Here is a 22,540-nt window from a genome sequence, read left to right as displayed (position 1 = left end):
TCGTTTAGCTCCCTGTACCGATGAGGTCGCGGCGATAATCGCCCGCAGGAAAACGGAATGGCACCGGGCCATCGGCGATACCGTCGAGGAACTGGCGCACTCGAGGATCGGCGTTTTCCTGCAACGAGGTGGCGCTACCGTGAGCGATGATTTTCTGGTCTGCCATGATGTAAGCGAAATCCGCAATACTCAGCACTTCCGGCACATCGTGAGAAACCACAATACAGGTGACACCCAGCGCACTGTTGAGTTCGGAAATCAGCTTAACCAGTACGCCCATGGTAATGGGATCCTGACCAACAAACGGTTCATCAAACATGATGAGATCCGGCTCAAGCGCAATGGCTCTCGCCAGCGCAGCGCGTCGCGCCATGCCGCCGGACAGCTCAGATGGCATTAGCTTCGCCGCACCGCGCAGGCCGACGGCCTCCAGCTTCATCATCACCGTGCTTTTCAGCAACGGCGCGGGCAAATTGGTATGCTCACGAATCGGGTAGGCGACGTTATCAAACACGTTCAGATCGGTGAACAATGCACCCGATTGAAACAGCATACTCATGCGCTTACGCACGGTATAAAGACGGGAGCGCGACATTTGCGGCACGTTCTCACCGTCAAAGAGGATTTCTCCGCTATCCGGGGGGATCTGCCCACCAATAAGGCGCAGCAGCGTGGTCTTGCCAATCCCCGACGGCCCCATTATCGCGGTGATTTTGCCGCGTGGCACCGAAAGCGATATGTTGTCGAAAATGACGCGATTGCCACGAGAAAACGTGACGTCACGCATATCGACCAGATTCGCTAGATTTTGGCTCATAGGCTTACCTTTCCAGGTCCTTAACTAGGGCAAACTCCTGCTTGCCCCTGCATTCTTACAGAATCCTAACCGCTCTGGTTAACGAAATCTGGCATTTGTTTTACTTTTCCTGCGCATAAAGTCAAAATTAGGAATTCGTTACGCCCAGATGTGCGGGCCGACGATTATACCCGAATAAAGGATTTTAGATGCTCTTAGCTACGGCTCTGTTAATTATTGGTTTACTTCTGGTGGTATACAGCGCTGACCGCCTGGTGTATTCCGCGTCAATTCTTTGCCGTGCTTTAGGGATCCCGCCGCTGATTATTGGCATGACTATTGTCAGTATAGGCACATCGCTACCGGAAATTATTGTTTCCGCCGCCGCCTCGCTTCACGGGCAGGTCGATGTGGCCATCGGTACCGCTATCGGATCCAATATCGTCAATATCCTGCTGATCCTCGGGCTCACCGCGCTGTTCCACCCGTTTACCGTGCATTCTGATATCCTGCGCCGCGAAATACCGCTAATGTTGGTAGTGAGCCTGCTGGCAGGATATGTGTTGTATGATGGCGAGCTGTCCCGCCTCGACGGCATGTTTTTATTTATTCTCACCGTCCTGTGGCTGTTGTTTATCATTAAAATAGCCCGGCTGGCCGAACGTCAGGGTAATGACAAATTTACGCAGGAGCAGCTAGCCGAGCTGCCGCGCGACGGTTCGTTACCCGTCGCCTGCTTATGGCTTGGTGTCGCACTCATCATCATGCCAATGGCGACCCGCATGGTTATAGATAATGCCACGGTGATGGCGAACTATTTCGCCATGAGTGAACTGACCATTGGCCTGACTATTGTGGCGCTAGGCACCAGTCTGCCTGAACTGGCCACCGCAATTGCCGGGGTACGTAAAGGCGAGAATGATATCGCTGTCGGCAATATCATCGGCTCCAATTTCTTTAATATCGCTATCGTTTTGGGGATCCCTGCCGTTATCGCGCCAGGACAATTTAACCCACTCGCGTTCAGTCGAGACTATGGCGTAATGGTATTGGTCAGCGTTGTTTTCGCCCTACTGTGCTGGCGCCGCCGCCAGATAGGCCGTGGCGCGGGCTTGCTGTTGATCGGCGGATTTATGGTATGGCTGGCACTGCTCTGTTGGGGCACGCCGCTTTTCATCGAATGAATCGGGATAACACTATGTCGCAAATAGATTTGCAGCCGAATTTCGATTTCCTGCAGGCGGGAAAAGAAGTTCTGGAGATTGAACGGGAAGGGCTGGAACAGCTCGATCAATACATTAATCAGGATTTCAGCGACGCCTGCGAGAAGATTTTCTACTGCAGCGGCAAAGTCGTGGTGATGGGGATGGGCAAGTCCGGGCATATTGGCCGTAAGATGGCGGCGACCTTTGCCAGCACGGGGACCTCGTCGTTCTTCGTCCATCCCGGCGAAGCGGCTCACGGTGACTTAGGCATGGTCACGCCGCAGGACGTGGTTATCGCCCTGTCCAACTCCGGCGAGTCCAATGAAATTCTGGCGCTGATCCCGGTGCTGAAACGCCTGCGCGTGCCGCTTATCTGCATGACCAGTAAGCCTGACAGCAGCATGGGGCGTGCCGCCGATATTCATCTGTGCGTGAAGGTACCGCGCGAAGCCTGTCCGTTAGGGCTGGCGCCGACCTCCAGCACTACCGCGGCACTGGTGATGGGCGATGCCCTTGCCGTCGCGCTATTAAAAGCACGTGGCTTTACGGCAGAAGATTTTGCTCTGTCACACCCCGGTGGCGCACTCGGCCGCAAGCTGCTGCTGCGGGTTAACGATATCATGCACACTGGCGATGAAATTCCGCACGTCAGCATCGATGCTTCGCTGCGCGATGCGCTGCTGGAAATTACCCGTAAGAACCTGGGTATGACCGCCATCTGCGATGACAATATGCAGATTAAAGGCATTTTCACCGACGGTGACCTGCGCCGGATCTTCGAAAATGGCGTTGACGTTCGCACTCTCGGCATTGCCGACGTGATGACGCCGGGCGGTATTCGTATTCGCCCAGGAATGCTGGCGGTGGACGCCCTGAACCTGATGCAATCACGTCATATCACCTGCGTGCTGGTTGCCGATGGCGACCATCTGCTAGGTGTGATACATATGCACGACCTACTGCGCGCAGGCGTAGTGTAATCAAGGATATAAAGAATGAGTCATGCTGTTACCCCGGTCGCCACCTGTTATGGCCCGGTGAGCCCACAATTTATTGCGCAGGCGGAAAAAATTCGCCTGTTGATCCTCGATGTTGACGGGGTGCTCTCGGACGGCCTTATCTATATGGGTAACAACGGTGAAGAGCTAAAAGCCTTCAACGTGCGTGATGGCTACGGTATTCGCTGCGCCCTCACCTCAGGTATCGATGTGGCGATTATTACCGGGCGAAAAGCTAAACTGTTAGAAGACCGTTGCACAACGCTTGGCATCACCCATCTCTATCAGGGGCAGTCAGATAAGCTCATCGCCTACCGCGAACTGCTGGCGAAGCTCGACGTGCAGCCGGATGAAGTTGCCTACGTTGGCGACGATTTGATTGACTGGCCGGTGATGGCAGAAATCGGCTTAAGCGTCGCCGTTGCCGATGCGCACCCGCTGCTGCTGCCACGCGCAGATTACGTCACCCGTATTGCGGGTGGCCGCGGCGCTGTCCGCGAAGTGTGCGACCTGTTACTGCTGGCACAAGGTAAGCTGGACGAAGCCAAAGGGCAATCGATATGAGTAAAACCAGACGTTGGGTGATTATTCTGCTCGCACTGACGGCACTGGTCCTCATCGGCCTGAATCTTGCCGACAAGGACGATACCAGCCAGTATGTGGCGAATGCCAATGATCCGACCTATCAAAGCGAACATACCGATACCGTGGTTTACAGCCCGGAAGGCGCGCTCAGCTACCGGTTAATTGCCGAGCACGTGGAGTATTTTTCCGATCAGGCACTGTCGTGGTTTACCCGCCCGGTACTGACAACTTTTGATACTAATAAAGTACCAACCTGGTCGATTAAAGCAGATAAAGCCAAACTGACTAACGATCGCATGCTGTACCTCTACGGGCACGTTGAAATCAACGCGCTGACAGAAGATGCACAACTGCGTAAGATTACGACGGATAATGCCCAGGTGAACCTGATTACTCAGGACGTTGCCTCTGACGACCTCGTGACGTTATACGGAACATCATTTAATTCCAGCGGCCTGAAAATGCGCGGCAATTTACGCAGCAAAACCGCCGAGCTGATTGAAAAGGTTAGAACCTCTTATGAAATTCAGAACAAACAAACTCAGCCTTAAGCTGGCGCTCGCGGGTTCCTTGTTAGCGGCTAGCCTGCCGGCAATGGCGCTTACCGGAGATACCGATCAGCCGATTCATATTGAATCCGATCAGCAGTCGCTGGATATGCAGGGCAATATTGTTACCTTCACCGGCAACGTGGTGGTGACGCAGGGCACGATCAAAATTAATGCCGACAAAGTCGTGGTGACTCGCCCGGCGGATCAAAAGGGCAAAGAGGTGATCGACGGCTACGGTAATCCGGCGACCTTCTACCAGATGCAGGACAACGGCAAACCAGTGAAAGGCCATGCGTCAAAAATGCACTATGAACTGCAGAACGATTTCGTGGTGCTGACCGGCAACGCTTATCTTGAGCAGCTTGATAGCAATATTAAAGGCGACAAGATTACCTACCTGGTGAAAGAGCAGAAAATGCAGGCGTTTAGCGACAAAGGTAAACGCGTCACCACCGTTCTGGTTCCGTCGCAGATTCAGGACAAATCCAAAGGCCAGGCCCCGGCCCAGAAAAAGAGTAACTAATTCGTTATGGCGACATTAACTGCAAAAAACCTGGCGAAAGCATACAAAGGCCGTCGCGTCGTGGAAGATGTCAGTCTGACCGTGAATTCCGGTGAGATTGTCGGCCTTCTCGGGCCTAACGGCGCGGGTAAAACCACTACCTTCTACATGGTGGTAGGGATTGTTCCGCGCGACGCCGGCAATATCATCATCGATGATGAAGACATCAGCTTACTACCGCTGCACGCCCGTGCCCGTCGCGGGATTGGCTATCTGCCGCAGGAAGCTTCTATTTTCCGTCGTCTGAGCGTCTATGACAACCTGATGGCGGTGCTACAGATCCGTGACGATCTGAGCGCCGAACAGCGTGAAGACCGCGCCAAAGAGCTGATGGAAGAGTTCCACATTGAACACCTGCGTGACAACTTAGGCCAGGCACTCTCCGGTGGTGAGCGCCGCCGTGTAGAAATTGCCCGTGCGCTGGCGGCAAACCCTAAATTTATCCTGCTGGATGAACCGTTTGCCGGCGTTGACCCGATCTCTGTTATCGACATCAAACGTATTATCGAACACCTGCGCGACAGCGGCCTTGGCGTCCTTATCACCGACCATAATGTGCGCGAAACATTAGCGGTCTGTGAGCGCGCCTATATCGTCAGCCAGGGGCATTTGATTGCCCACGGAACACCTCAAGAGATCCTACAAGACGAACAAGTTAAACGCGTGTATCTTGGGGAAGACTTCAGACTCTGATAGGGTATGGTTAACGACGTTAGCGGGAGAGATTCGTTCTGAACATGAAGCAAGGTTTGCAATTAAGGCTCAGCCAACAGCTTGCCATGACGCCGCAGTTGCAACAGGCGATCCGTCTGTTGCAATTGTCAACGCTGGAACTTCAGCAAGAACTCCAGCAAGCACTGGAAAGCAATCCGCTGCTTGAGCAAACCGATCTTCACGAGGAAGTAGAAACCCAGGAAACCGTTGATACCGAAACGCTGGATAGCGTCGACGCGCTGGAAAAGGCAGAGATGCCTGAAGAGCTGCCGCTAGACGCTAGCTGGGATGAAATCTACACCGCCGGGACGCCGTCAGGCACCGGGGTTGATTATCAGGACGACGAGCTGCCGGTCTATCAGGGTGAAACCACCCAGTCCTTGCAGGACTATCTGATGTGGCAGGTTGAGCTGACGCCGTTTACCGACACCGACCGCGCCATTGCCACGTCGATTGTTGATGCCGTAGATGAAACGGGCTATCTCACCGTCACGCTGGAAGATATTCGTGAGAGTATCGGCAATGACGAAATCGGCCTTGATGAAGTGGAAGCGGTTCTTAAACGTATCCAGCGCTTCGATCCGGTTGGCGTAGCCGCTAAAGATCTGCGTGACTGCCTGTTGATCCAGCTTTCACAATTCAGCCCAGACACACCGCGAATTACCGAAGCACGGCTGATCATTGCCGAGCATCTTGATCTCCTCGCCAACCATGACTTCCGCTCGCTTATGCGCGTCACGCGTCTGAAAGAAGACGTATTGAAGGAAGCCGTCGATCTAATTCAATCGTTAGATCCGCGCCCGGGCCAGTCGATCCAGACCGGTGAGCCGGAATACGTGATTCCTGACGTATTGGTCCGTAAGGTCAACGGCCGCTGGATGGTTGAGCTGAATGCCGACAGTATTCCGCGTTTGCAGATAAACCAGCACTACGCTGGTATGTGTAATAACGCCCGTAACGACGCCGATAGCCAGTTTATCCGCAGCAACCTGCAGGATGCCAAATGGCTGATTAAGAGTCTTGAGAGCCGTAACGATACTCTGCTGCGCGTCAGTCGCTGCATCGTTGAACAGCAGCAGGCCTTTTTCGATCTCGGCGAAGAACATATGAAACCGATGGTGCTGGCGGATATCGCCCAGACCGTCGAGATGCACGAGTCCACGATTTCGCGTGTTACCACGCAAAAGTATTTGCATAGCCCACGGGGCATTTTTGAGCTTAAGTATTTCTTCTCCAGCCACGTGAGTACCGAAGGCGGAGGCGAAGCCTCTTCCACGGCAATTCGCGCATTGGTGAAGAAATTAATTGCCGCGGAAAATCCCGCGAAACCACTGAGCGACAGTAAACTGACCACCCTGCTCTCTGAACAGGGTATCATGGTGGCACGGCGTACCGTTGCAAAGTACCGAGAGTCTTTATCCATCCCGCCGTCTAACCAGCGTAAACAACTGGTCTGACTCTACTGATAAGGAAGACACTATGCAGCTCAACATCACTGGACACAACGTCGAAATTACCGAAGCGATGCGCGAATTCGTCAATGCGAAATTCGTTAAGCTCGAACAGTATTTCGAGAGGATCAATCAGGTCTATATTGTGTTAAAAGTGGAAAAATTGACGCACATCTCGGATGCAACATTGCATGTTAACGGCGGCGAACTTCATGCCAGTGCGGAAGGGAAGGATATGTACGCCGCCATCGACGGCTTGATCGACAAACTGTCGAGACAGTTGAATAAACACAAAGATAAACTAAAACAACACTGATTGTCCGAGCGATCGCCCGATATGCCCCCGCATATCGGGCGGTGCTTAGGTGAAATTATGACAAATAATGATTCGGCTCTTCAACTGAGCAATGTCCTTAACCAGGAATGTACCCGCAGTGCAGTGCACTGTCAGAGTAAAAAACGTGCGCTGGAAATCATCAGCGAGCTGGCGGCTAAACAGCTTAGCCTGCCTCCGCAGGTGGTGTTCGAAGCCATTCTGACCCGTGAAAAGATGGGCAGTACCGGCATCGGCAACGGCATCGCTATTCCTCACGGTAAACTGGAAGAGGATACGCTGCGCGCGGTGGGTGTCTTTGTGCAACTGGAAACGCCGATTGCCTTCGACGCCATCGATAATCAGCCTGTTGATTTGCTGTTTGCGCTACTGGTGCCGGCCGACCAGACCAAAACCCACCTGCATACGCTCTCTTTGGTGGCGAAACGTCTGGCGGATAAAACCATTTGTCGCCGTCTGCGCTCGGCGCAGAGCGACGAAGAGCTCTATCAAATCATCACCGATACGGAAACCCACGATGATGAATAATGGACATCACATCGTACTGAGGAGAAACGGTACATGGTACTGATGATCGTCAGCGGCCGCTCTGGCTCGGGAAAGTCTGTTGCCCTGCGCGCGCTGGAAGATATGGGGTTTTACTGCGTCGACAACCTCCCGGTTGTGCTGCTGCCTGAGCTGGCAAAAACCCTGGCCGATCGTGAAATATCGGCGGCCGTCAGCATCGACGTGCGTAACATGCCGGAATCACCGGAAATCTTCGAACGGGCGATGGAAAGTCTGCCGGAGAACTTCTCACCTCAGCTACTGTTCCTTGATGCCGACCGCAACACGCTGATTCGTCGCTACAGCGACACTCGCCGTTTGCATCCGCTGTCGAGTAAAAATCTGTCGCTGGAAAGCGCCATCGATGAAGAGAGCAATCTGCTGGAACCGCTGCGCTCGCGCGCCGACCTCATCGTTGATACTTCTGAAATGTCCGTCCACGAGCTGGCTGAAATGCTGCGTACCCGCCTGCTGGGTAAACGTGAACGCGAGTTGACGATGGTGTTTGAGTCCTTCGGCTTCAAGCACGGTATTCCAATTGACGCTGATTACGTCTTTGACGTGCGCTTCCTGCCAAACCCACACTGGGATCCGAAGCTGCGCCCAATGACCGGGCTCGATAAGCCGGTAGCCGCCTTCCTCGATCGCCATACGGAAGTACACAACTTTATTTACCAGACGCGTAGCTATCTTGAGCTATGGTTACCTATGCTGGAAACCAACAACCGCAGCTATTTAACGGTAGCCATTGGTTGTACTGGCGGTAAGCACCGTTCGGTCTATGTTGCCGAACAGCTGGCTGACTACTTCCGCTCGCGCGGTAAGAACGTGCAGTCTCGTCATCGGACGCTGGAAAAACGTAAATCATGACCGTAAAGCAGACCGTTGAAATCACCAATAAGCTGGGCATGCACGCCCGCCCAGCCATGAAGCTGTTCGAACTGATGCAGGATTTCGACGCTGAAGTGCTGCTGCGTAATGATGAAGGCACCGAAGCGGAAGCCAACAGCGTGATTGCGCTACTGATGCTGGACTCGGCCAAAGGGCGGCAGATTGAAGTCGAAGCCACCGGGCCGCAGGAAGTCGAAGCGCTGGCAGCGGTGATCGCGCTGTTTAACGCCGGTTTCGACGAAGACTAGACCGGATGGGGCGCTTGCGCCGCCATTCGGCTACAAGCTGGGTAACACCACGTGAATCAGGCTAATAAAGCTTATTCTCCCGCATAAACCCTTCCCCACCCAACTGCCTCATCTGGCGTAAAATCCACGCCTGACGACTGCGCACATAGCCTGACGGCGCATTAGCCTTGAAACGAATCGGGTTTGGCAGCACGGCAGCAAGCAGCGCCGCTTCCGCCATCGTCATTTTGCTAGCCGGTTTGTGGAAGTAGCGCTGAGACGCCGCCTCCACGCCAAACACGCCATCGCCAAACTCGGCGATATTCAGGTAGACGGTCAGAATGCGCTTCTTGCTCCACACGGTCTCAATACCGAGCGTCAGACCGGCCTCTAAGCCTTTGCGCACCCAGCTTCGTCCATCCCACAGAAACAGATTTTTCGCCGTCTGCTGCGACAGAGTAGAAGCCCCGCGAATACGGTTTTCGTTGCGCTCATTGTGGGCCAGCGCTTTTTCAATTGCCGATACATCAAACCCCCAGTGATCGGGGAATTTCTGATCTTCTGCGGCAATCACCGCCAGCCCCATCCACGGTGACATCTCATCCATGCTGACCCAATCCGAATGAGCAACGTAGCTAAAGTTTCCCGTTAGCCACGCCCCAACCTGACGTTCAATCATCACTGCAGAAAATGGAACCGGTAAAATACTGAATAGCGCAATGCCGCCGCCCCAGAAAAGTGCCAGCAGCAACAACAGACGCCCTAACAGACGTTTAAGCCCCGCTACTCTTCTAAAAGCCATCTTCCTCACGCTAACCCTCTGACACTGATTAATATTTCTGATTAAGACGCTATGGTTCACACATTTTACTGATTCACGTAACAATCATTATAAGATTTGCTATCTTATTGAACGTGCAATCGTAATTCAGGTTGTGTCAAAAAAATCAAAATCATGTCAAGTATCTGACGCAACCACCAGTTCCCTGGTGTTGGCGCAGTATTCGCGCACCCCGGCTTGACCGGGGTCATTTTTTTCCAGCCGCCGCTACCCAGGCTTTCAATACCGCCACATCGTGTTGCCACTCAGACTTCATCTCTTCAACCCATTCACCGACGTTATCTGACCACGCGGGTAAATCGGGCGACTGGATCTGCTGTCCAAGCTGCTGCAAATGACGCAAGCCGATGGAGCCTGCTGCACCTTTGATTTTATGGCCTTCCTCAACGATCCCTTTCTTATCCCGGGCGGTCAGGTTAGATTCCAGCACCGACAGGTAGCCCGGCATCATCTTCTCAAACACGGTTAAACCGTCGGTAATCAGCTTCGGCCCAACCAGTTCGATGTACTGTTCCAGCATCGGAATATCCAGCAGCTGCTGCGATTTACCACTCTCAACAGGGGTCACGGCACTCTCCTCTTCGTCTTCAACGGTATCCCAGAATTTTTTGATCATCGCCGTCAGGGCCGGTACCGAGAGCGGTTTGCTCAGCACGTCGTCCATGCCTGCGTCCATATACTCTTTTTTGTCTTTCAGCACGTTAGCCGTCAACGCCACCAGCGGCGGCAGATCGTCGGCGTGGTATTTACGCGTCAGCTCGCGGGAGATATCCAGCCCGGTCATGTCCGGCAACTGAATATCCAGCAACACCAGGTCATATTCACCCGGAGTGAACATCTCCAGCGCGGCTTTACCGGTCATGGCGACATCGACGCTGTTACCCAGCTTCTCGAGCACCGAGCGGGCAACAATCACGTTCAATTCGATGTCTTCCACCAACAGTACGTGCAGCGCTGGCAGCGGCATATCGTCTTCTTCAAACGCATCTTCCACTTCTTCAGCCACCGCCGGCGCATGCACCGTCAGGGTAAAGACCGAGCCGTGTCCCGGCTGGCTGGAAACTTCTATATCACCGCCCATACTTTTCGCCAGGCGGCGTGAGACGGCAAGGCCGATCCCGGTGCCGGTGGCCGGTTTGCCACCCTGACTGTCTTTCACCTGATAATACATGGCGAAGATTTTATCCTGCTCTTCCTGCGGGATACCGATGCCGGAATCTTCGACCTCAAAGTGCAGCATATCGCCCACGTCGTAACGCACGCGCACCACCACATTGCCCTGCTGAGTAAATTTCACGGCGTTGCTAATCAGATTCCACAGGATCTGACGCAGACGGGTACCGTCGGTAATCACTTTATGCGGGAGCGGCAGCGTCGGCTCCATCACGAAGCGTAGCCCTTTTTGCTGCGCCTGCAGACCGGAGAGGTTTTCCAGATCGGCCAGAAAACCGGTGAAGTCGACAGGCTGGTTATCCAACTGGACTTTACGGCGCTCCATTTTGTCCATGTCGATAATATCGTTAAAGATATTACCCAGCGTCACCGCCGATACGTGGATGGTTTTCAGGTACTTCTCCTGCTCGGCGGTCAAATGGGTGTCGAGCAGAATACGGCTCAGCCCAACGATACCGTTTAGCGGCGTACGCAGTTCATGGCTGATGGTAGAGATAAAGGTGGTTTTATCGCGGCTGGCGCGCTCAAGCGCATCCTGATAGCGCTTACGTTCGGTAATATCACGGCCAAAGCCCATCAGACCGTGGCGTTTACCCACACGATCGTAGTACGGCACTTTGCGGATCTCAAAGCAGGCTTTACGCCCGTCGGGGTAATCGAGCCACTGTTCGTAGGTCAGCGAAACATTATGACGGAAAACTTTCTCATCGGTTTCAATGACTTTAGCCGCTGCTTCTGGGGTGTAAACCTCTTCAGGGTGCAGGTGAATCAGCTGCTTCTCGCTTTTGCCGGTCAGCAGCTCCATGGCGCGGTTACAGCCAGAAAACTCTTTATCTTCATTGCGATAGAAAACCAAATCCGGCGAGGCATCAAGGAAAGAGCGCAAGAAGGAGGATTGTTGTTCGAGGCGGATCTGCGTCTCTTCACGCTCCTGCATCTCGATTTTCAGTTGCTCCAGCGTCACCTGGCGTTCGGCCTCGGCGTTCTCACGGTCGCTAATCTCCTGATTAAGCTGCGAGATGTTGTCCTTAAGCTGCACGTTCAGCTTCAGATCGCGCTCGCGCATCTCTTCGAGTTTCTCCACCAGACGAGACAGTCGTTGCCGCGACTCTTCAAGCTGTTCCACCACCACCGACAGGAAATAGACCGCCCACGGGGTGATCAACAGGCCAAAGAAGATGGAGCGGATAACATCAATGCTTTCCACCTGGCCATGCAGCACCATGGTCACCGCCATTTGAACGACGATGGCCAACACCACCAGCGCCAGCGCCAGCAGCAAAGAGAAACGTACCAGACCCAACTTCATCATCAGGTCGACGTAATACTGGGCCAGCATACGGATTTGCTTCATGAGGAGTTCCTTAACAACGACATCGCTCAATAATACTCAATTCTGGGCGCGGCGCGGTAGGTTGTACGAAAAATGCGAGGATTATCTGTGAAATGGGCGACATGCAGGGAGCGATGAAGGCACCAGGAAGATCCCAGTGCCAATCCGGGGTCAACGTAAACGCCTCGCCCGCGCAATACTAATCAGGCTGAAGCCAAGGCGTACCCAGCGCCGAGCCCTGCACGCCGTGTTCATTAAGGTACTTATCCAGCTCGACCATCCCGGTCCAACGGTTCTCACACCACAGCGGCGCCAGCAGCGTTGGGCGGCGAGCGCTGGCGGAGATACGGTGATAAATCACCTCCGGCGGCGTGTGGCGGATCATCTCACCGGCGATGACCGTATAATCGTCCAGTTCGATCCCATTCAAACGCCCGGCTTGCCAGGCCTTCGCCATAATGCTGCCGGTCACGATGTGCAGCGGGTGCAGCTTAATGCCGTCGACACCGGTCTCAACCACCCGTTTAAGCGTCTCCAGACACTCTCCCTGCCCTTCTCCCGGCAAGCCAACGATAAGGTGGCTGCACACCTTCAAACCGCGCTCACGCGCCAGCCGTGTGGTTTGCTGGTAGCAGGCAAAATCATGACCACGATTAATACGGTGCAACGTTTTGTCGTGTGCGGTTTGCAGCCCCAGCTCCAGCCACACTTCGTAGCCCTGCTCGTGGTATTCGCTGAGCAGGTCGAGCACGGCTTCGGGCACGCAGTCCGGGCGCGTCCCCACGCACAGCCCGACGATATTGGCCTGGCTTACCGCCTGCTGGTACATCGAACGCAGCACCTGCACTTCGGCAAAGGTACTGGTATAGGCCTGGAAATAGGCCAGATAGCGTTTGGCGCGGTTCACCAGCTGCGCCTGATGCGCCAGCTGATCGGCAATCGACTTGTGCTGCTGCGCTTCATCGGCAAACGAGGCTACGTTGCAGAACGTACAACCGCCGCGTCCAATGGTGCCATCGCGGTTCGGGCAGCTAAATCCACCATGCAGCGTCAGTTTATGGACCTTTTCGCCATATCGACGCGTAAGATCGCCACCAAACATATTGACTAATTTTTGTAACTGCATAATCTGATAAACCGGCCTGAAGAAAGGGGCCAAGCCTGCCATTTTTAGTCTCGATCGGCGATGACCTGGATCAATCGCCATGAAGACCCTTTACCTCATTGCATAACAAATCAAAATAACTGCAATTTCATTCACAAGTGATGTGATTATTTTTGCTTATATCTGCCGACAAATTTGCAATAATCCACGCGTGGTTGAAAAACAGAGCGATCCCATATCCCCACACTCATTGCCAGCATTAAATGCTACTTAATGCGAGCAAAACAGCGCATAACGATTATCACAGCGCTTTCATATAGTGAGACAGATCACACTCACATCTGCCCTTCATTCCGTATTCTACGAGATCAAAACGTCACATTTTCTTTACTATTCATTGCGTTAATTACTCTATAGCACATTTCTGTATAAATAAGATTGCCATTTGACCTATGTATCGATTCCCGATAACTTGGAAATCCGCTGGAAGCTTTCTGGATGAGCAGCCTGCTCATCATATTTATGCAGTAATTGAGATTCCCTCTTAAGCAAGTCCTCAAACTTGTGTGACCTACGCGAAAAGGATAAAAGAGGGCGAATGCGAGGTAGGCAAAGAATGCCATACCCCGTCGCCATGCTCTTGCTGTGCCTTGCGCGCAATCGATTAAGAGGGTCTCTCGTAGAGCCTGGGGAGGTTCACTGATATGTTGTACGATAAATCCCTTGAGAGGGATAACTGTGGTTTCGGCCTGATCGCCCACATAGAAGGCGAACCTAGCCACAAGGTAGTGCGTACCGCTATACACGCACTGGCCCGCATGCAGCACCGTGGTGCAATCCTCGCCGATGGTAAAACTGGCGATGGTTGTGGTCTGCTGCTACAAAAACCTGACCGTTTCTTTCGCATCGTCGCCGAAGAGCGCGGCTGGCGCTTAGCGAAAAACTATGCCGTCGGGATGCTATTTCTCAATAAAGATCCTGAACTGGCCGCCGCTGCTCGCCATATTGTAGAAGAAGAACTGCAGCGCGAAACCCTGTCTATCGTCGGCTGGCGCGATGTGCCAACCAATGAAGGCGTGTTAGGTGAAATCGCCCTCTCTTCTCTGCCGCGTATTGAGCAGATTTTCGTGAACGCCCCTGCGGGCTGGCGTCCACGTGATATGGAACGTCGCCTGTTCATTGCGCGCCGCCGTATCGAAAAACGTCTCCAGGAAGATAAAGACTTCTACGTTTGTAGCCTGTCTAACCTGGTCAACATCTATAAAGGTCTGTGTATGCCGGCGGATTTGCCGCGCTTCTACCTGGATCTTGCGGACCTGCGCCTGGAATCAGCTATCTGCCTGTTCCACCAGCGCTTCTCCACCAACACCGTGCCGCGCTGGCCGCTGGCGCAGCCGTTCCGCTATCTGGCGCACAACGGTGAAATCAACACCATTACCGGCAACCGCCAGTGGGCGCGCGCCCGTACCTATAAATTCCAGACTCCGTTGATCCCGGATCTGCACGACGCCGCGCCGTTCGTCAATGAAACCGGCTCCGACTCAAGCTCGATGGATAACATGCTGGAGCTGCTGCTGGCAGGCGGTATGGACATCATTCGCGCGATGCGTTTACTGGTACCACCGGCCTGGCAGAACAACCCGGATATGGACCCGGATCTGCGTTCATTCTTCGACTTTAACTCCATGCACATGGAACCGTGGGATGGTCCTGCGGGTATCGTTATGTCCGACGGTCGCTACGCTGCCTGTAACCTGGACCGTAACGGTCTGCGCCCGGCACGCTACGTCATCACCAAAGATAAGCTCATCACCTGCGCCTCTGAAGTCGGTATCTGGGACTACCAGCCTGATGAAGTGGTCGAAAAAGGCCGTGTAGGCCCGGGCGAACTGATGGTTATCGACACCCGTTCTGGCCGTATTCTGCACTCGGCAGAAACCGATGACGATCTGAAAAGCCGCCACCCGTATAAAGAGTGGATGGAGAAAAACGTTCGCCGCCTGGTGCCGTTCGAAGACCTGTCTGACGATCGCGTGGGTAGCCGTGAATTGGACGACGATACCCTCGCCAGCTACCAGAAACAGTTTAACTACAGCGCGGAAGAGCTGGACTCCGTTCTGCGCGTGCTGGGCGAAAATGGTCAGGAAGCGGTCGGTTCAATGGGTGATGATACCCCGTTTGCCGTGCTCTCCAGCCAGCCACGCATTATTTATGACTACTTCCGTCAGCAGTTTGCGCAGGTCACTAACCCGCCAATCGATCCGCTGCGTGAAGCGCACGTCATGTCGCTGGCCACCAGCATTGGTCGTGAGATGAACGTCTTCTGCGAAGCGGAAGGCCAGGCGCACCGCCTGAGCTTCAAATCGCCGATTCTGCTGTACTCCGATTTCAATCAGCTCACCACGATGAAGGAAGAGCACTACCGCGCTGACACGCTGGATATCACCTTCGATGTGACTGAAACCAGCCTGGAAGAGACGGTAAAAACGCTGTGTGATAAAGCCGAACAGATGGTCCGCGACGGTACCGTTCTGCTGGTTCTCTCCGACCGTAATATTGCCAAAAATCGTCTGCCGGTGCCGGCACCAATGGCGGTAGGCGCGGTTCAGGCGCGTCTGGTAGATAAGAGCCTGCGCTGCGATGCCAACATCATCGTCGAAACCGCTAGCGCCCGCGATCCGCACCACTTTGCGGTGCTGCTCGGCTTTGGCGCAACGGCTATCTATCCGTACCTGGCCTACGAAACGCTGGGGCGTCTGATTGACACCCACGCTATCGAAAAAGATTACCGCACGGTGATGCTGAACTACCGTAACGGCATCAACAAAGGTCTGTACAAGATCATGTCCAAAATGGGCATCTCGACTATCGCCTCCTACCGTTGCTCCAAACTGTTTGAAGCGGTTGGCCTGCACGATGACGTAGTCAGCCACTGCTTCCAGGGCGTGGTTAGTCGTATCGGCGGCGCATCGTTCGACGACTTCCAGCAGGATCTGCTGAATCTGTCGAAGCGTGCCTGGCTGGCGCGTAAACCGCTGGATCAGGGCGGCCTGCTGAAATACGTCCACGGCGGCGAATATCACGCCTACAACCCGGACGTGGTGCGCACCCTGCAACAGGCGGTACAAAGCGGCGAATACAGTGATTATCAGGAATACGCCAAGCTGGTTAACGAACGCCCAGCGGCGACGCTGCGTGATTTGCTGGCGATTGCCCCGAACGGCGATACCGTTGATCTGGCCGACGTTGAGCCTGCCAGCTCGCTGTTCAAGCGTTTCGATACGGCAGCGATGTCTATCGGTGCGCTGAGCCCGGAAGCGCATGAAGCGCTGGCGGAAGCGATGAACAGCATCGGCGGCAACTCTAACTCCGGCGAAGGCGGCGAAGACCCGGCGCGCTACGGCACCAACAAAGTGTCGCGCATCAAACAGGTGGCTTCTGGCCGTTTCGGCGTGACGCCAGCGTATCTGGTCAATGCCGACGTCATCCAAATTAAAGTCGCTCAAGGCGCGAAGCCTGGCGAAGGTGGTCAGTTGCCGGGTGATAAAGTCACCCCGTACATCGCCAAACTGCGTTATTCGGTACCTGGCGTGACGCTGATCTCCCCGCCGCCGCACCACGATATTTACTCTATCGAGGACTTAGCGCAGCTGATTTTCGACTTAAAACAGGTTAACCCGAAAGCGATGATCTCCGTGAAGCTGGTTTCCGAACCGGGCGTCGGCACCATCGCCACCGGTGTGGCCAAAGCCTACGCGGATCTGATAACCATCGCCGGTTACGACGGTGGCACCGGGGCAAGCCCGCTTTCTTCAGTGAAATATGCCGGCTGTCCATGGGAACTAGGCCTCGTAGAAACTCAGCAGGCGCTGGTCGCTAACGGCCTGCGTCACAAGATTCGTCTGCAGGTTGATGGCGGTCTGAAAACCGGTGTGGATATCATCAAAGCGGCAATTCTTGGTGCGGAAAGCTTCGGCTTCGGTACCGGCCCGATGGTCGCGTTGGGCTGTAAATACCTGCGTATTTGTCACCTCAACAACTGCGCAACGGGCGTTGCAACCCAGGACGAAAAACTGCGTAAGAACCACTATCACGGCCTGCCGTTCAAAGTGACCAACTACTTTGAATTTATCGCCCGCGAAGTTCGCGAGCTGATGGCAAGCCTGGGCGTAACCCGCCTGGTGGATCTGATTGGCCGTACCGACCTGCTCAAAGAGCTGGAAGGCTTCACCGCCAAGCAGCAGAAGCTGGAGCTGTCTCGTCTGCTGGAAACTGCTGAACCGCATCCAGGTAAAGCGCTGTTCTGCACCGAGAACAACCCACCGTTTGATAACGGTGTGCTGAACGCTCAGCTGTTGCAGCAGGCTAAACCGTTTGTTGATGAGCGCCAGAGCAAAACCTTCTGGTTCGATATTCGCAACACCGACCGTTCTGTGGGCGCATCATTGTCTGGCTATATTGCGCAAACGCACGGCGACCAGGGGCTGGCATCAGACCCAATCAAAGCGCACTTCAGCGGTACCGCGGGCCAGAGCTTCGGCGTGTGGAACGCAGGCGGCGTTGAGCTGTACCTGACCGGCGATGCCAACGACTATGTCGGTAAAGGCATGGCGGGCGGCCTGCTGGCCATTCGTCCTCCGGTGGGCTCCGCCTTCCGCAGCCACGAAGCGAGCATTATCGGTAACACCTGTCTGTACGGCGCGACCGGTGGTCGTCTGTACGCTGCAGGCCGCGCGGGCGAACGTTTCGGCGTACGTAACTCCGGCGCGATTACCGTCGTCGAAGGTATCGGCGACAACGGCTGTGAATACATGACCGGTGGCATCGTCTGTATCCTCGGAAAAACGGGCGTTAACTTCGGTGCCGGTATGACGGGCGGCTTCGCCTACGTGCTGGACGAAGACGGTGATTTCCGCAAACGCGTGAACCCGGAACTGGTGGAAGTGCTGGGCGTCGAAACCCTGGCGATTCACGAAGAGCATCTGCGTGGTCTGATTACCGAGCACGTACAGCTGACCGGTTCATCACGTGGTGAAGAGATCCTGGCGAACTGGCCGGCGTTCTCCGCGAAATTCGCGCTGGTTAAACCGAAATCCAGTGATGTGAAAGCACTGTTGGGTCACCGTAGTCGTAGCGCAGCAGAGCTGCGTGTGCAGGCGCAGTAAGGGGTCATCATGAGTCAGAACGTTTATCAATTTATCGACCTGCAGCGCGTTGATCCGCCGAAGAAGCCGCTGAAGATCCGCAAGATCGAATTTATCGAGATTTACGAGCCGTTTTCCGAAGGTCAGGCCAAAGCGCAGGCAGATCGTTGCCTGTCCTGCGGCAACCCTTACTGCGAGTGGAAATGTCCGGTACACAACTACATCCCGAACTGGCTGAAGTTGGCCAACGAAGGGCGTATTTTTGAGGCAGCCGAGCTGTCACACCAGACCAACACCCTGCCAGAAGTCTGCGGCCGCGTCTGTCCACAGGATCGTCTGTGCGAAGGTTCCTGTACCCTGAACGATGAGTTCGGTGCAGTAACCATCGGCAACATCGAGCGCTACATCAACGATAAAGCGTTCGAAATGGGCTGGCGTCCGGATCTGACCGGCGTGAAGCAGACCGGTAAGAAAGTCGCCATCATCGGTGCTGGCCCGGCAGGCCTGGCCTGTGCCGATGTGCTGACCCGCAACGGTGTGAAGGCGGTGGTCTTTGACCGCCACCCGGAAATCGGCGGTCTGCTGACCTTCGGTATTCCGGCCTTTAAGCTGGAGAAAGAAGTCATGACCCGCCGCCGTGAAATCTTCACCGGCATGGGCATTGAGTTCAAACTCAACGTCGAAGTGGGCCGTGATGTTCAGGTGGATGACCTGCTGAAAGATTACGACGCCGTATTCCTCGGCGTGGGCACCTATCAGTCGATGCGCGGCGGGCTGGAAAACGAAGATGCCTCTGGCGTATTCGACGCTCTGCCATTCCTGATTGCTAACACCAAGCAGATCATGGGCTTCGGCGAAACTACCGACGAGCCGTATGTCAGCATGGAAGGCAAGCGCGTTGTGGTACTGGGCGGTGGCGATACGGCGATGGACTGCGTACGCACCTCCATTCGCCAGAACGCGACCCACGTTATCTGCGCTTATCGTCGTGACGAAGAGAACATGCCGGGTTCCAAACGCGAAGTGAAAAACGCGCGTGAAGAAGGCGTGGAGTTCCAGTTCAACGTTCAGCCTCTGGGCGTGGAAGTGAATGCCAACGGTAAAGTGTGCGGCGTGAAAATGGCTCGTACTGAGATGGGCCAGCCGGATGCGAAAGGCCGCCGTCGCGCGGAAATCGTTGCCGGTTCTGAACACGTAGTTCCGGCTGATGCGGTGGTGATGGCGTTTGGTTTCCGACCTCACAGCATGGAGTGGCTGGCAAAGCACAACGTGGAGCTGGATTCTCAGGGTCGTATTGTCGCGCCGGAAGGTAACGAGAATGCATTCCAGACCAGCAACCCGAAAATCTTTGCCGGTGGCGACATCGTGCGTGGTTCGGATCTGGTGGTGACGGCTATCGCTGAAGGCCGTAAAGCTGCTGATGGGATTATGAACTGGCTGGAAGTGTAACGCGCGTTCCCCCCTCACCCTAACCCTCTCCCCATTGGGGAGAGGGGACCGATAGTGCCAATTAACAAGCTTACGGTTTTCTCTCCCATCTCTGAGAGAGAAACCTTTTTGCCCAGCGTTACACCTGTGCGGTTTTCTCCCTCTCCCCATGGGAGAGCAGGCCGATAGTGTCAACACTCAAACTTACGGTTCCCCTCCCTTCTCTGAGAAAGAAACCTTTTTGCCCAGCGTTACATCTGCGCGGTTTTCTCCCTCTCCCTGTGGGAGAGCAGACCGATAGTGCCAACACTCAAACTTACGGTTCCCCTCCCTTCTCTGAGAGAGAAACTTTTTTGCCCAGCGTTACACCTGCGCGGTTTTCTCCCTCTCCCTGTGGGAGAGCAGGCCGATAGTGCCAACACTCAAACTTACGGGTCCCCTCCCTTCTCTGAGAGAGAAACCTTTTTGCCCAGCGTTACACCTGCGCGGTTTTCTCCCTCTCCCCGTGGGAGAGCAGGCCGATAGTGCCAACACTCAAACTTACGGTTCCCCTCCCTTCTCTGAGAGAGGAACCTTTTTGCCCAGCGTTACACCTGCGCGGTTTTCTCCCTCTCCCTGTGGGAGAGGGTCGGGGTGAGGGCATCAGCGCGAACCTTGACCACCACCTTCTTAATCTCTCCGGCTTCACCCACCACACACCCCGGCTTATGCGGCTCGCCCGGCATAAACACCGCAAACATCCCCGGTCTTAGCGTCACACTCTGCTCATATTCCATTACGGCACAAAGCTGATAATCCTCTTCCACATGCCATGCTTCGCACTGCCTTGCGGTTCCTGCGACGCCAAACAGAATCCGCTCCTCACCCCTCAGCAAAAGCTGGATATCGATGTATTGCGCATGCAGCTCCGCCTTTTTGCTTTCCGCAGGCTGCGTGGCAAAGGCCATCACGTTCATAAAAATATCGTCCCCGCGTAGCTCATAGCGCCCCGGGACTTTGTCCTGCGGGCGAGCGGCTAACGCCAGCGTGAGCGCCCCGGTCAGAACCGGATGTAGCCCCGCGGAGTCCAGCGCCTGAATATCACCTGTTACCATGCTTAATCTCCCTGAGCCAACAGCGCAGCCCCCAGTAATCCGGCATCATGCCGATAATGTGCCGGTTGTAATCTCACCTGATAGGCCGCAGGTTCCTGCGCCAGATAGGTTTCGACCTGCTCCAGATAACCTTCCGCTAACCCAACGCTGCCGCCAATCACCACGCACTGACAGTCGGTGGTCGCCTTCACATCGGCGATGAGTCTCGCCAGCGTCTGCGCCGAACGGTGAATCAACTGTGCAGCCTGTTCATTACCTTCTCCTGCGCGAAGAAAGATGGCTTTAGCATCACATCCCGCCAGTTCACCCTGCGCGGCAGCGGCAATCCCGCGCCCGGAAGCTATTGCCTCCACGCAGCCGCGACGGCCGCAGCCACACATTGGCCCGTCAGGATCGGCCAGCGTATGACCCAGATGCCCTGCCAGCCCACCTGAACCGCAAACCAATTTACCGTCGAGCACCACGCCGCCGCCCACGCCGGTAGAAACGGTGATAAACACCATGTCATGATAATCACCGCCCAAGGCATGGAATTCCGCCCATGCCGCAGCCTGGGCATCATTCACCGCCAGCGTGGGCAGGCCCGTTATCGCAGCCAGTGTTTCCGTCAGCGGGAAATTGAGTAATCCGCCCAGATTTTGCGGATTGATGGCCAACAGCATGCCGTCACGAATCATCCCGGTCGACGCAATCGCCACGCGGTCCGCGCGGGGAAAGAGCGGTGCTACAAGCGTCCGTAAAGCCGCTTGTAGCGCATCGGGTGTTTGGCTGGCGGGCGTGGATAACTCACGCCGTTCAAGAAGATTCAACGCATCATCCACCAGCGCAGCGGCCAGTTTGGTGCCGCCAATATCAATCGCCAGCGTCGTCATAGCACCGCCTGTTTTAACGCCGCGTTATACCACTGACAGATATGCTCCAGACGGGTAATCGCGGAACCCACCGTCACCGCCCACGCGCCGCGCCGCATCGCCTCAGCCGCCTGCGCCGGCGTGTTGTATCGCCCTTCGGCAATCACCCGACATCCTGCATCACTTAAGGTTTTCACCAGTTCAAAGTCCGGCTCATCGGGGGTTTCCGCCGTGGTGTAACCGGAAAGCGTGGTACCAATAATCTCAGCGCCTAGCTGCTGGCAGGCCATGCCATCTGCAAAAGTTGAGCAATCGGTCATCGCCACTAATCCGTGCTGGTGAATAGCTGCCAGCAGCGACGCCACGGTGGCTGGACGAATGCGGTCTGTACCGTCGATGGCGATGATATCGGCACCGGCCTGCGCCAGCGCGGCAACATCATCAGGGAAAGGGGTGATTCGCACCGGTGAGTCGTCCAGGTCACGCTTGAGAATGCCGATAATCGGAATAGAAACCACGGCACGGGTGGCGCTTAAATTGGCGATACCTTCAATACGCAGCGCCACGGCGCCCGCCTGCTCCGCCGCCAGCGCCATCGCGGCCACAATGTCAGGTTTATCGAGCGGGCTGTTGGGAACCGGCTGGCAGGAAACAATCAGGCCACCGGATTGCGCAATTCGTTGATTAAGCTGTTCAAGTAAAGACATCATC

20 protein-coding genes are annotated in these 22,540 nt (G+C 55.0%); 13 read left to right on the top strand and 7 right to left on the bottom strand.

Going from position 1 to position 22,540, the window contains the following annotated elements; genetic code table 11:
• Positions 1 to 4 precede the first annotated feature (4 nt).
• Complete coding sequence (mlaF, locus tag ABOC97_RS05840) at positions 5 to 817, bottom strand: phospholipid ABC transporter ATP-binding protein MlaF (protein WP_234505771.1); 813 nt, start codon at positions 815 to 817, stop codon at positions 5 to 7.
• Positions 818 to 1,005: 188 nt separating this feature from the next.
• Here mlaF and ABOC97_RS05835 point away from each other — a divergent pair, with 188 nt between their 5' ends.
• From ABOC97_RS05835 to npr, 11 genes are read left to right on the top strand one after another with little or no spacing between them, the layout of a single operon-like run.
• The gene (locus ABOC97_RS05835; protein ID WP_349595114.1) at positions 1,006 to 1,980 is read left to right on the top strand and encodes a calcium/sodium antiporter; all 975 of its coding nucleotides are present in this window, start codon (positions 1,006 to 1,008) and stop codon (positions 1,978 to 1,980) included.
• A 14-nt stretch (positions 1,981 to 1,994) separates the two neighbouring features.
• Positions 1,995 to 2,981 carry an arabinose-5-phosphate isomerase KdsD gene (kdsD, locus tag ABOC97_RS05830; protein WP_349595112.1) on the top strand — a complete coding sequence of 329 codons (987 nt, stop codon included), beginning with the start codon at positions 1,995 to 1,997 and terminating at the stop codon, positions 2,979 to 2,981.
• Between the two features lie 15 nt (positions 2,982 to 2,996).
• Positions 2,997 to 3,563, top strand: coding sequence for a 3-deoxy-manno-octulosonate-8-phosphatase KdsC (gene kdsC, locus ABOC97_RS05825; RefSeq protein ID WP_349595109.1), 567 nt, complete (start codon positions 2,997 to 2,999; stop codon positions 3,561 to 3,563).
• Positions 3,560 to 4,135: an LPS export ABC transporter periplasmic protein LptC gene (lptC, locus tag ABOC97_RS05820; RefSeq protein WP_349595106.1), complete on the top strand. Its 576-nt coding sequence runs from the start codon at positions 3,560 to 3,562 to the stop codon at positions 4,133 to 4,135. Before kdsC ends, lptC begins: the two co-directional genes overlap by 4 nt.
• Positions 4,104 to 4,658 (top strand): lipopolysaccharide ABC transporter substrate-binding protein LptA, encoded by a 555-nt coding sequence (lptA, locus tag ABOC97_RS05815; RefSeq protein ID WP_234505785.1) that lies wholly within the window; start codon positions 4,104 to 4,106, stop codon positions 4,656 to 4,658. The genes lptC and lptA overlap by 32 nt, the downstream gene beginning before the upstream one ends.
• A 6-nt stretch (positions 4,659 to 4,664) precedes the next feature.
• Positions 4,665 to 5,390, top strand: coding sequence for an LPS export ABC transporter ATP-binding protein (gene lptB, locus ABOC97_RS05810; protein WP_234505788.1), 726 nt, complete (start codon positions 4,665 to 4,667; stop codon positions 5,388 to 5,390).
• Positions 5,391 to 5,434: 44 nt separating this feature from the next.
• Positions 5,435 to 6,868, top strand: coding sequence for an RNA polymerase factor sigma-54 (gene rpoN / locus ABOC97_RS05805; protein ID WP_349595102.1), 1,434 nt, complete (start codon positions 5,435 to 5,437; stop codon positions 6,866 to 6,868).
• A 22-nt stretch (positions 6,869 to 6,890) separates the two neighbouring features.
• Positions 6,891 to 7,178: a ribosome hibernation promoting factor gene (gene hpf / locus ABOC97_RS05800; protein ID WP_349595099.1), complete on the top strand. Its 288-nt coding sequence runs from the start codon at positions 6,891 to 6,893 to the stop codon at positions 7,176 to 7,178.
• A gap of 57 nt (positions 7,179 to 7,235) precedes the next feature.
• Positions 7,236 to 7,724: a PTS IIA-like nitrogen regulatory protein PtsN gene (gene ptsN, locus ABOC97_RS05795; protein ID WP_061281622.1), complete on the top strand. Its 489-nt coding sequence runs from the start codon at positions 7,236 to 7,238 to the stop codon at positions 7,722 to 7,724.
• Between the two features lie 33 nt (positions 7,725 to 7,757).
• On the top strand, positions 7,758 to 8,612 hold the full coding sequence (gene rapZ / locus ABOC97_RS05790) for an RNase adapter RapZ (protein ID WP_234505798.1): 855 nt from the start codon (positions 7,758 to 7,760) through the stop codon (positions 8,610 to 8,612).
• Positions 8,609 to 8,881 carry a PTS phosphocarrier protein NPr gene (gene npr, locus ABOC97_RS05785; RefSeq protein WP_052283608.1) on the top strand — a complete coding sequence of 91 codons (273 nt, stop codon included), beginning with the start codon at positions 8,609 to 8,611 and terminating at the stop codon, positions 8,879 to 8,881. Before rapZ ends, npr begins: the two co-directional genes overlap by 4 nt.
• A 61-nt stretch (positions 8,882 to 8,942) precedes the next feature.
• Here npr and mtgA read toward each other — a convergent pair whose 3' ends face one another.
• The 3 genes from mtgA to ABOC97_RS05770 form a co-directional block, all read right to left on the bottom strand.
• The gene (gene mtgA, locus ABOC97_RS05780) at positions 8,943 to 9,662 is read right to left on the bottom strand and encodes a monofunctional biosynthetic peptidoglycan transglycosylase (RefSeq protein WP_349595093.1); all 720 of its coding nucleotides are present in this window, start codon (positions 9,660 to 9,662) and stop codon (positions 8,943 to 8,945) included.
• Positions 9,663 to 9,888: 226 nt separating this feature from the next.
• On the bottom strand, positions 9,889 to 12,228 hold the full coding sequence (gene arcB / locus ABOC97_RS05775) for an aerobic respiration two-component sensor histidine kinase ArcB (RefSeq protein WP_349595090.1): 2,340 nt from the start codon (positions 12,226 to 12,228) through the stop codon (positions 9,889 to 9,891).
• 178 nt (positions 12,229 to 12,406) lie between these two features.
• On the bottom strand, positions 12,407 to 13,333 hold the full coding sequence (locus ABOC97_RS05770) for a TIGR01212 family radical SAM protein (RefSeq protein ID WP_349595087.1): 927 nt from the start codon (positions 13,331 to 13,333) through the stop codon (positions 12,407 to 12,409).
• A gap of 683 nt (positions 13,334 to 14,016) precedes the next feature.
• Here ABOC97_RS05770 and gltB point away from each other — a divergent pair.
• Together gltB and ABOC97_RS05760 are read left to right on the top strand one after the other, a co-directional pair.
• Complete coding sequence (gltB, locus tag ABOC97_RS05765; RefSeq protein ID WP_349595084.1) at positions 14,017 to 18,477, top strand: glutamate synthase large subunit; 4,461 nt, start codon at positions 14,017 to 14,019, stop codon at positions 18,475 to 18,477.
• 9 nt (positions 18,478 to 18,486) lie between these two features.
• The gene (locus ABOC97_RS05760) at positions 18,487 to 19,905 is read left to right on the top strand and encodes a glutamate synthase small subunit (protein ID WP_349595081.1); all 1,419 of its coding nucleotides are present in this window, start codon (positions 18,487 to 18,489) and stop codon (positions 19,903 to 19,905) included.
• A gap of 566 nt (positions 19,906 to 20,471) precedes the next feature.
• Here ABOC97_RS05760 and nanQ read toward each other — a convergent pair.
• The 3 genes from nanQ to ABOC97_RS05745 are packed head-to-tail and all read right to left on the bottom strand — an operon-like array spanning position 20,472 to position 22,536.
• Complete coding sequence (gene nanQ, locus ABOC97_RS05755; protein ID WP_349595078.1) at positions 20,472 to 20,978, bottom strand: N-acetylneuraminate anomerase; 507 nt, start codon at positions 20,976 to 20,978, stop codon at positions 20,472 to 20,474.
• Between the two features lie 2 nt (positions 20,979 to 20,980).
• Positions 20,981 to 21,850, bottom strand: a complete 870-nt coding sequence (gene nanK, locus ABOC97_RS05750; protein ID WP_349595075.1) for an N-acetylmannosamine kinase — start codon at positions 21,848 to 21,850, stop codon at positions 20,981 to 20,983.
• Positions 21,847 to 22,536 carry an N-acetylmannosamine-6-phosphate 2-epimerase gene (locus tag ABOC97_RS05745; protein WP_349595528.1) on the bottom strand — a complete coding sequence of 230 codons (690 nt, stop codon included), beginning with the start codon at positions 22,534 to 22,536 and terminating at the stop codon, positions 21,847 to 21,849. The genes nanK and ABOC97_RS05745 overlap by 4 nt, the downstream gene beginning before the upstream one ends.
• Between the last annotated feature and the right edge of the window lie 4 nt (positions 22,537 to 22,540).

Source organism: Kluyvera huaxiensis (genome assembly GCF_040149365.1).
Lineage (GTDB): Bacteria > Pseudomonadota > Gammaproteobacteria > Enterobacterales > Enterobacteriaceae > Kluyvera > Kluyvera intermedia_A.
Note: the sequence above shows the minus strand (reverse complement) of the source record. Positions and strands in the feature narration are given on the sequence as shown.

Bases quoted from the DNA above. Each gene is read 5' to 3' on its own strand.
- mlaF (WP_234505771.1), bottom strand. From the start codon at position 817: ATGAGCCAAAATCTAGCGAATCTGGTCGATATGCGTGACGTCACGTTT.
- ABOC97_RS05835 (WP_349595114.1), top strand. From the start codon at position 1,006: ATGCTCTTAGCTACGGCTCTGTTAATTATTGGTTTACTTCTGGTGGTA.
- kdsD (WP_349595112.1), top strand. From the start codon at position 1,995: ATGTCGCAAATAGATTTGCAGCCGAATTTCGATTTCCTGCAGGCGGGA.
- kdsC (WP_349595109.1), top strand. From the start codon at position 2,997: ATGAGTCATGCTGTTACCCCGGTCGCCACCTGTTATGGCCCGGTGAGC.
- lptC (WP_349595106.1), top strand. From the start codon at position 3,560: ATGAGTAAAACCAGACGTTGGGTGATTATTCTGCTCGCACTGACGGCA.
- lptA (WP_234505785.1), top strand. From the start codon at position 4,104: ATGAAATTCAGAACAAACAAACTCAGCCTTAAGCTGGCGCTCGCGGGT.
- lptB (WP_234505788.1), top strand. From the start codon at position 4,665: ATGGCGACATTAACTGCAAAAAACCTGGCGAAAGCATACAAAGGCCGT.
- rpoN (WP_349595102.1), top strand. From the start codon at position 5,435: ATGAAGCAAGGTTTGCAATTAAGGCTCAGCCAACAGCTTGCCATGACG.
- hpf (WP_349595099.1), top strand. From the start codon at position 6,891: ATGCAGCTCAACATCACTGGACACAACGTCGAAATTACCGAAGCGATG.
- ptsN (WP_061281622.1), top strand. From the start codon at position 7,236: ATGACAAATAATGATTCGGCTCTTCAACTGAGCAATGTCCTTAACCAG.
- rapZ (WP_234505798.1), top strand. From the start codon at position 7,758: ATGGTACTGATGATCGTCAGCGGCCGCTCTGGCTCGGGAAAGTCTGTT.
- npr (WP_052283608.1), top strand. From the start codon at position 8,609: ATGACCGTAAAGCAGACCGTTGAAATCACCAATAAGCTGGGCATGCAC.
- mtgA (WP_349595093.1), bottom strand. From the start codon at position 9,662: ATGGCTTTTAGAAGAGTAGCGGGGCTTAAACGTCTGTTAGGGCGTCTG.
- arcB (WP_349595090.1), bottom strand. From the start codon at position 12,228: ATGAAGCAAATCCGTATGCTGGCCCAGTATTACGTCGACCTGATGATG.
- ABOC97_RS05770 (WP_349595087.1), bottom strand. From the start codon at position 13,333: ATGCAGTTACAAAAATTAGTCAATATGTTTGGTGGCGATCTTACGCGT.
- gltB (WP_349595084.1), top strand. From the start codon at position 14,017: ATGTTGTACGATAAATCCCTTGAGAGGGATAACTGTGGTTTCGGCCTG.
- ABOC97_RS05760 (WP_349595081.1), top strand. From the start codon at position 18,487: ATGAGTCAGAACGTTTATCAATTTATCGACCTGCAGCGCGTTGATCCG.
- nanQ (WP_349595078.1), bottom strand. From the start codon at position 20,978: ATGGTAACAGGTGATATTCAGGCGCTGGACTCCGCGGGGCTACATCCG.
- nanK (WP_349595075.1), bottom strand. From the start codon at position 21,850: ATGACGACGCTGGCGATTGATATTGGCGGCACCAAACTGGCCGCTGCG.
- ABOC97_RS05745 (WP_349595528.1), bottom strand. From the start codon at position 22,536: ATGTCTTTACTTGAACAGCTTAATCAACGAATTGCGCAATCCGGTGGC.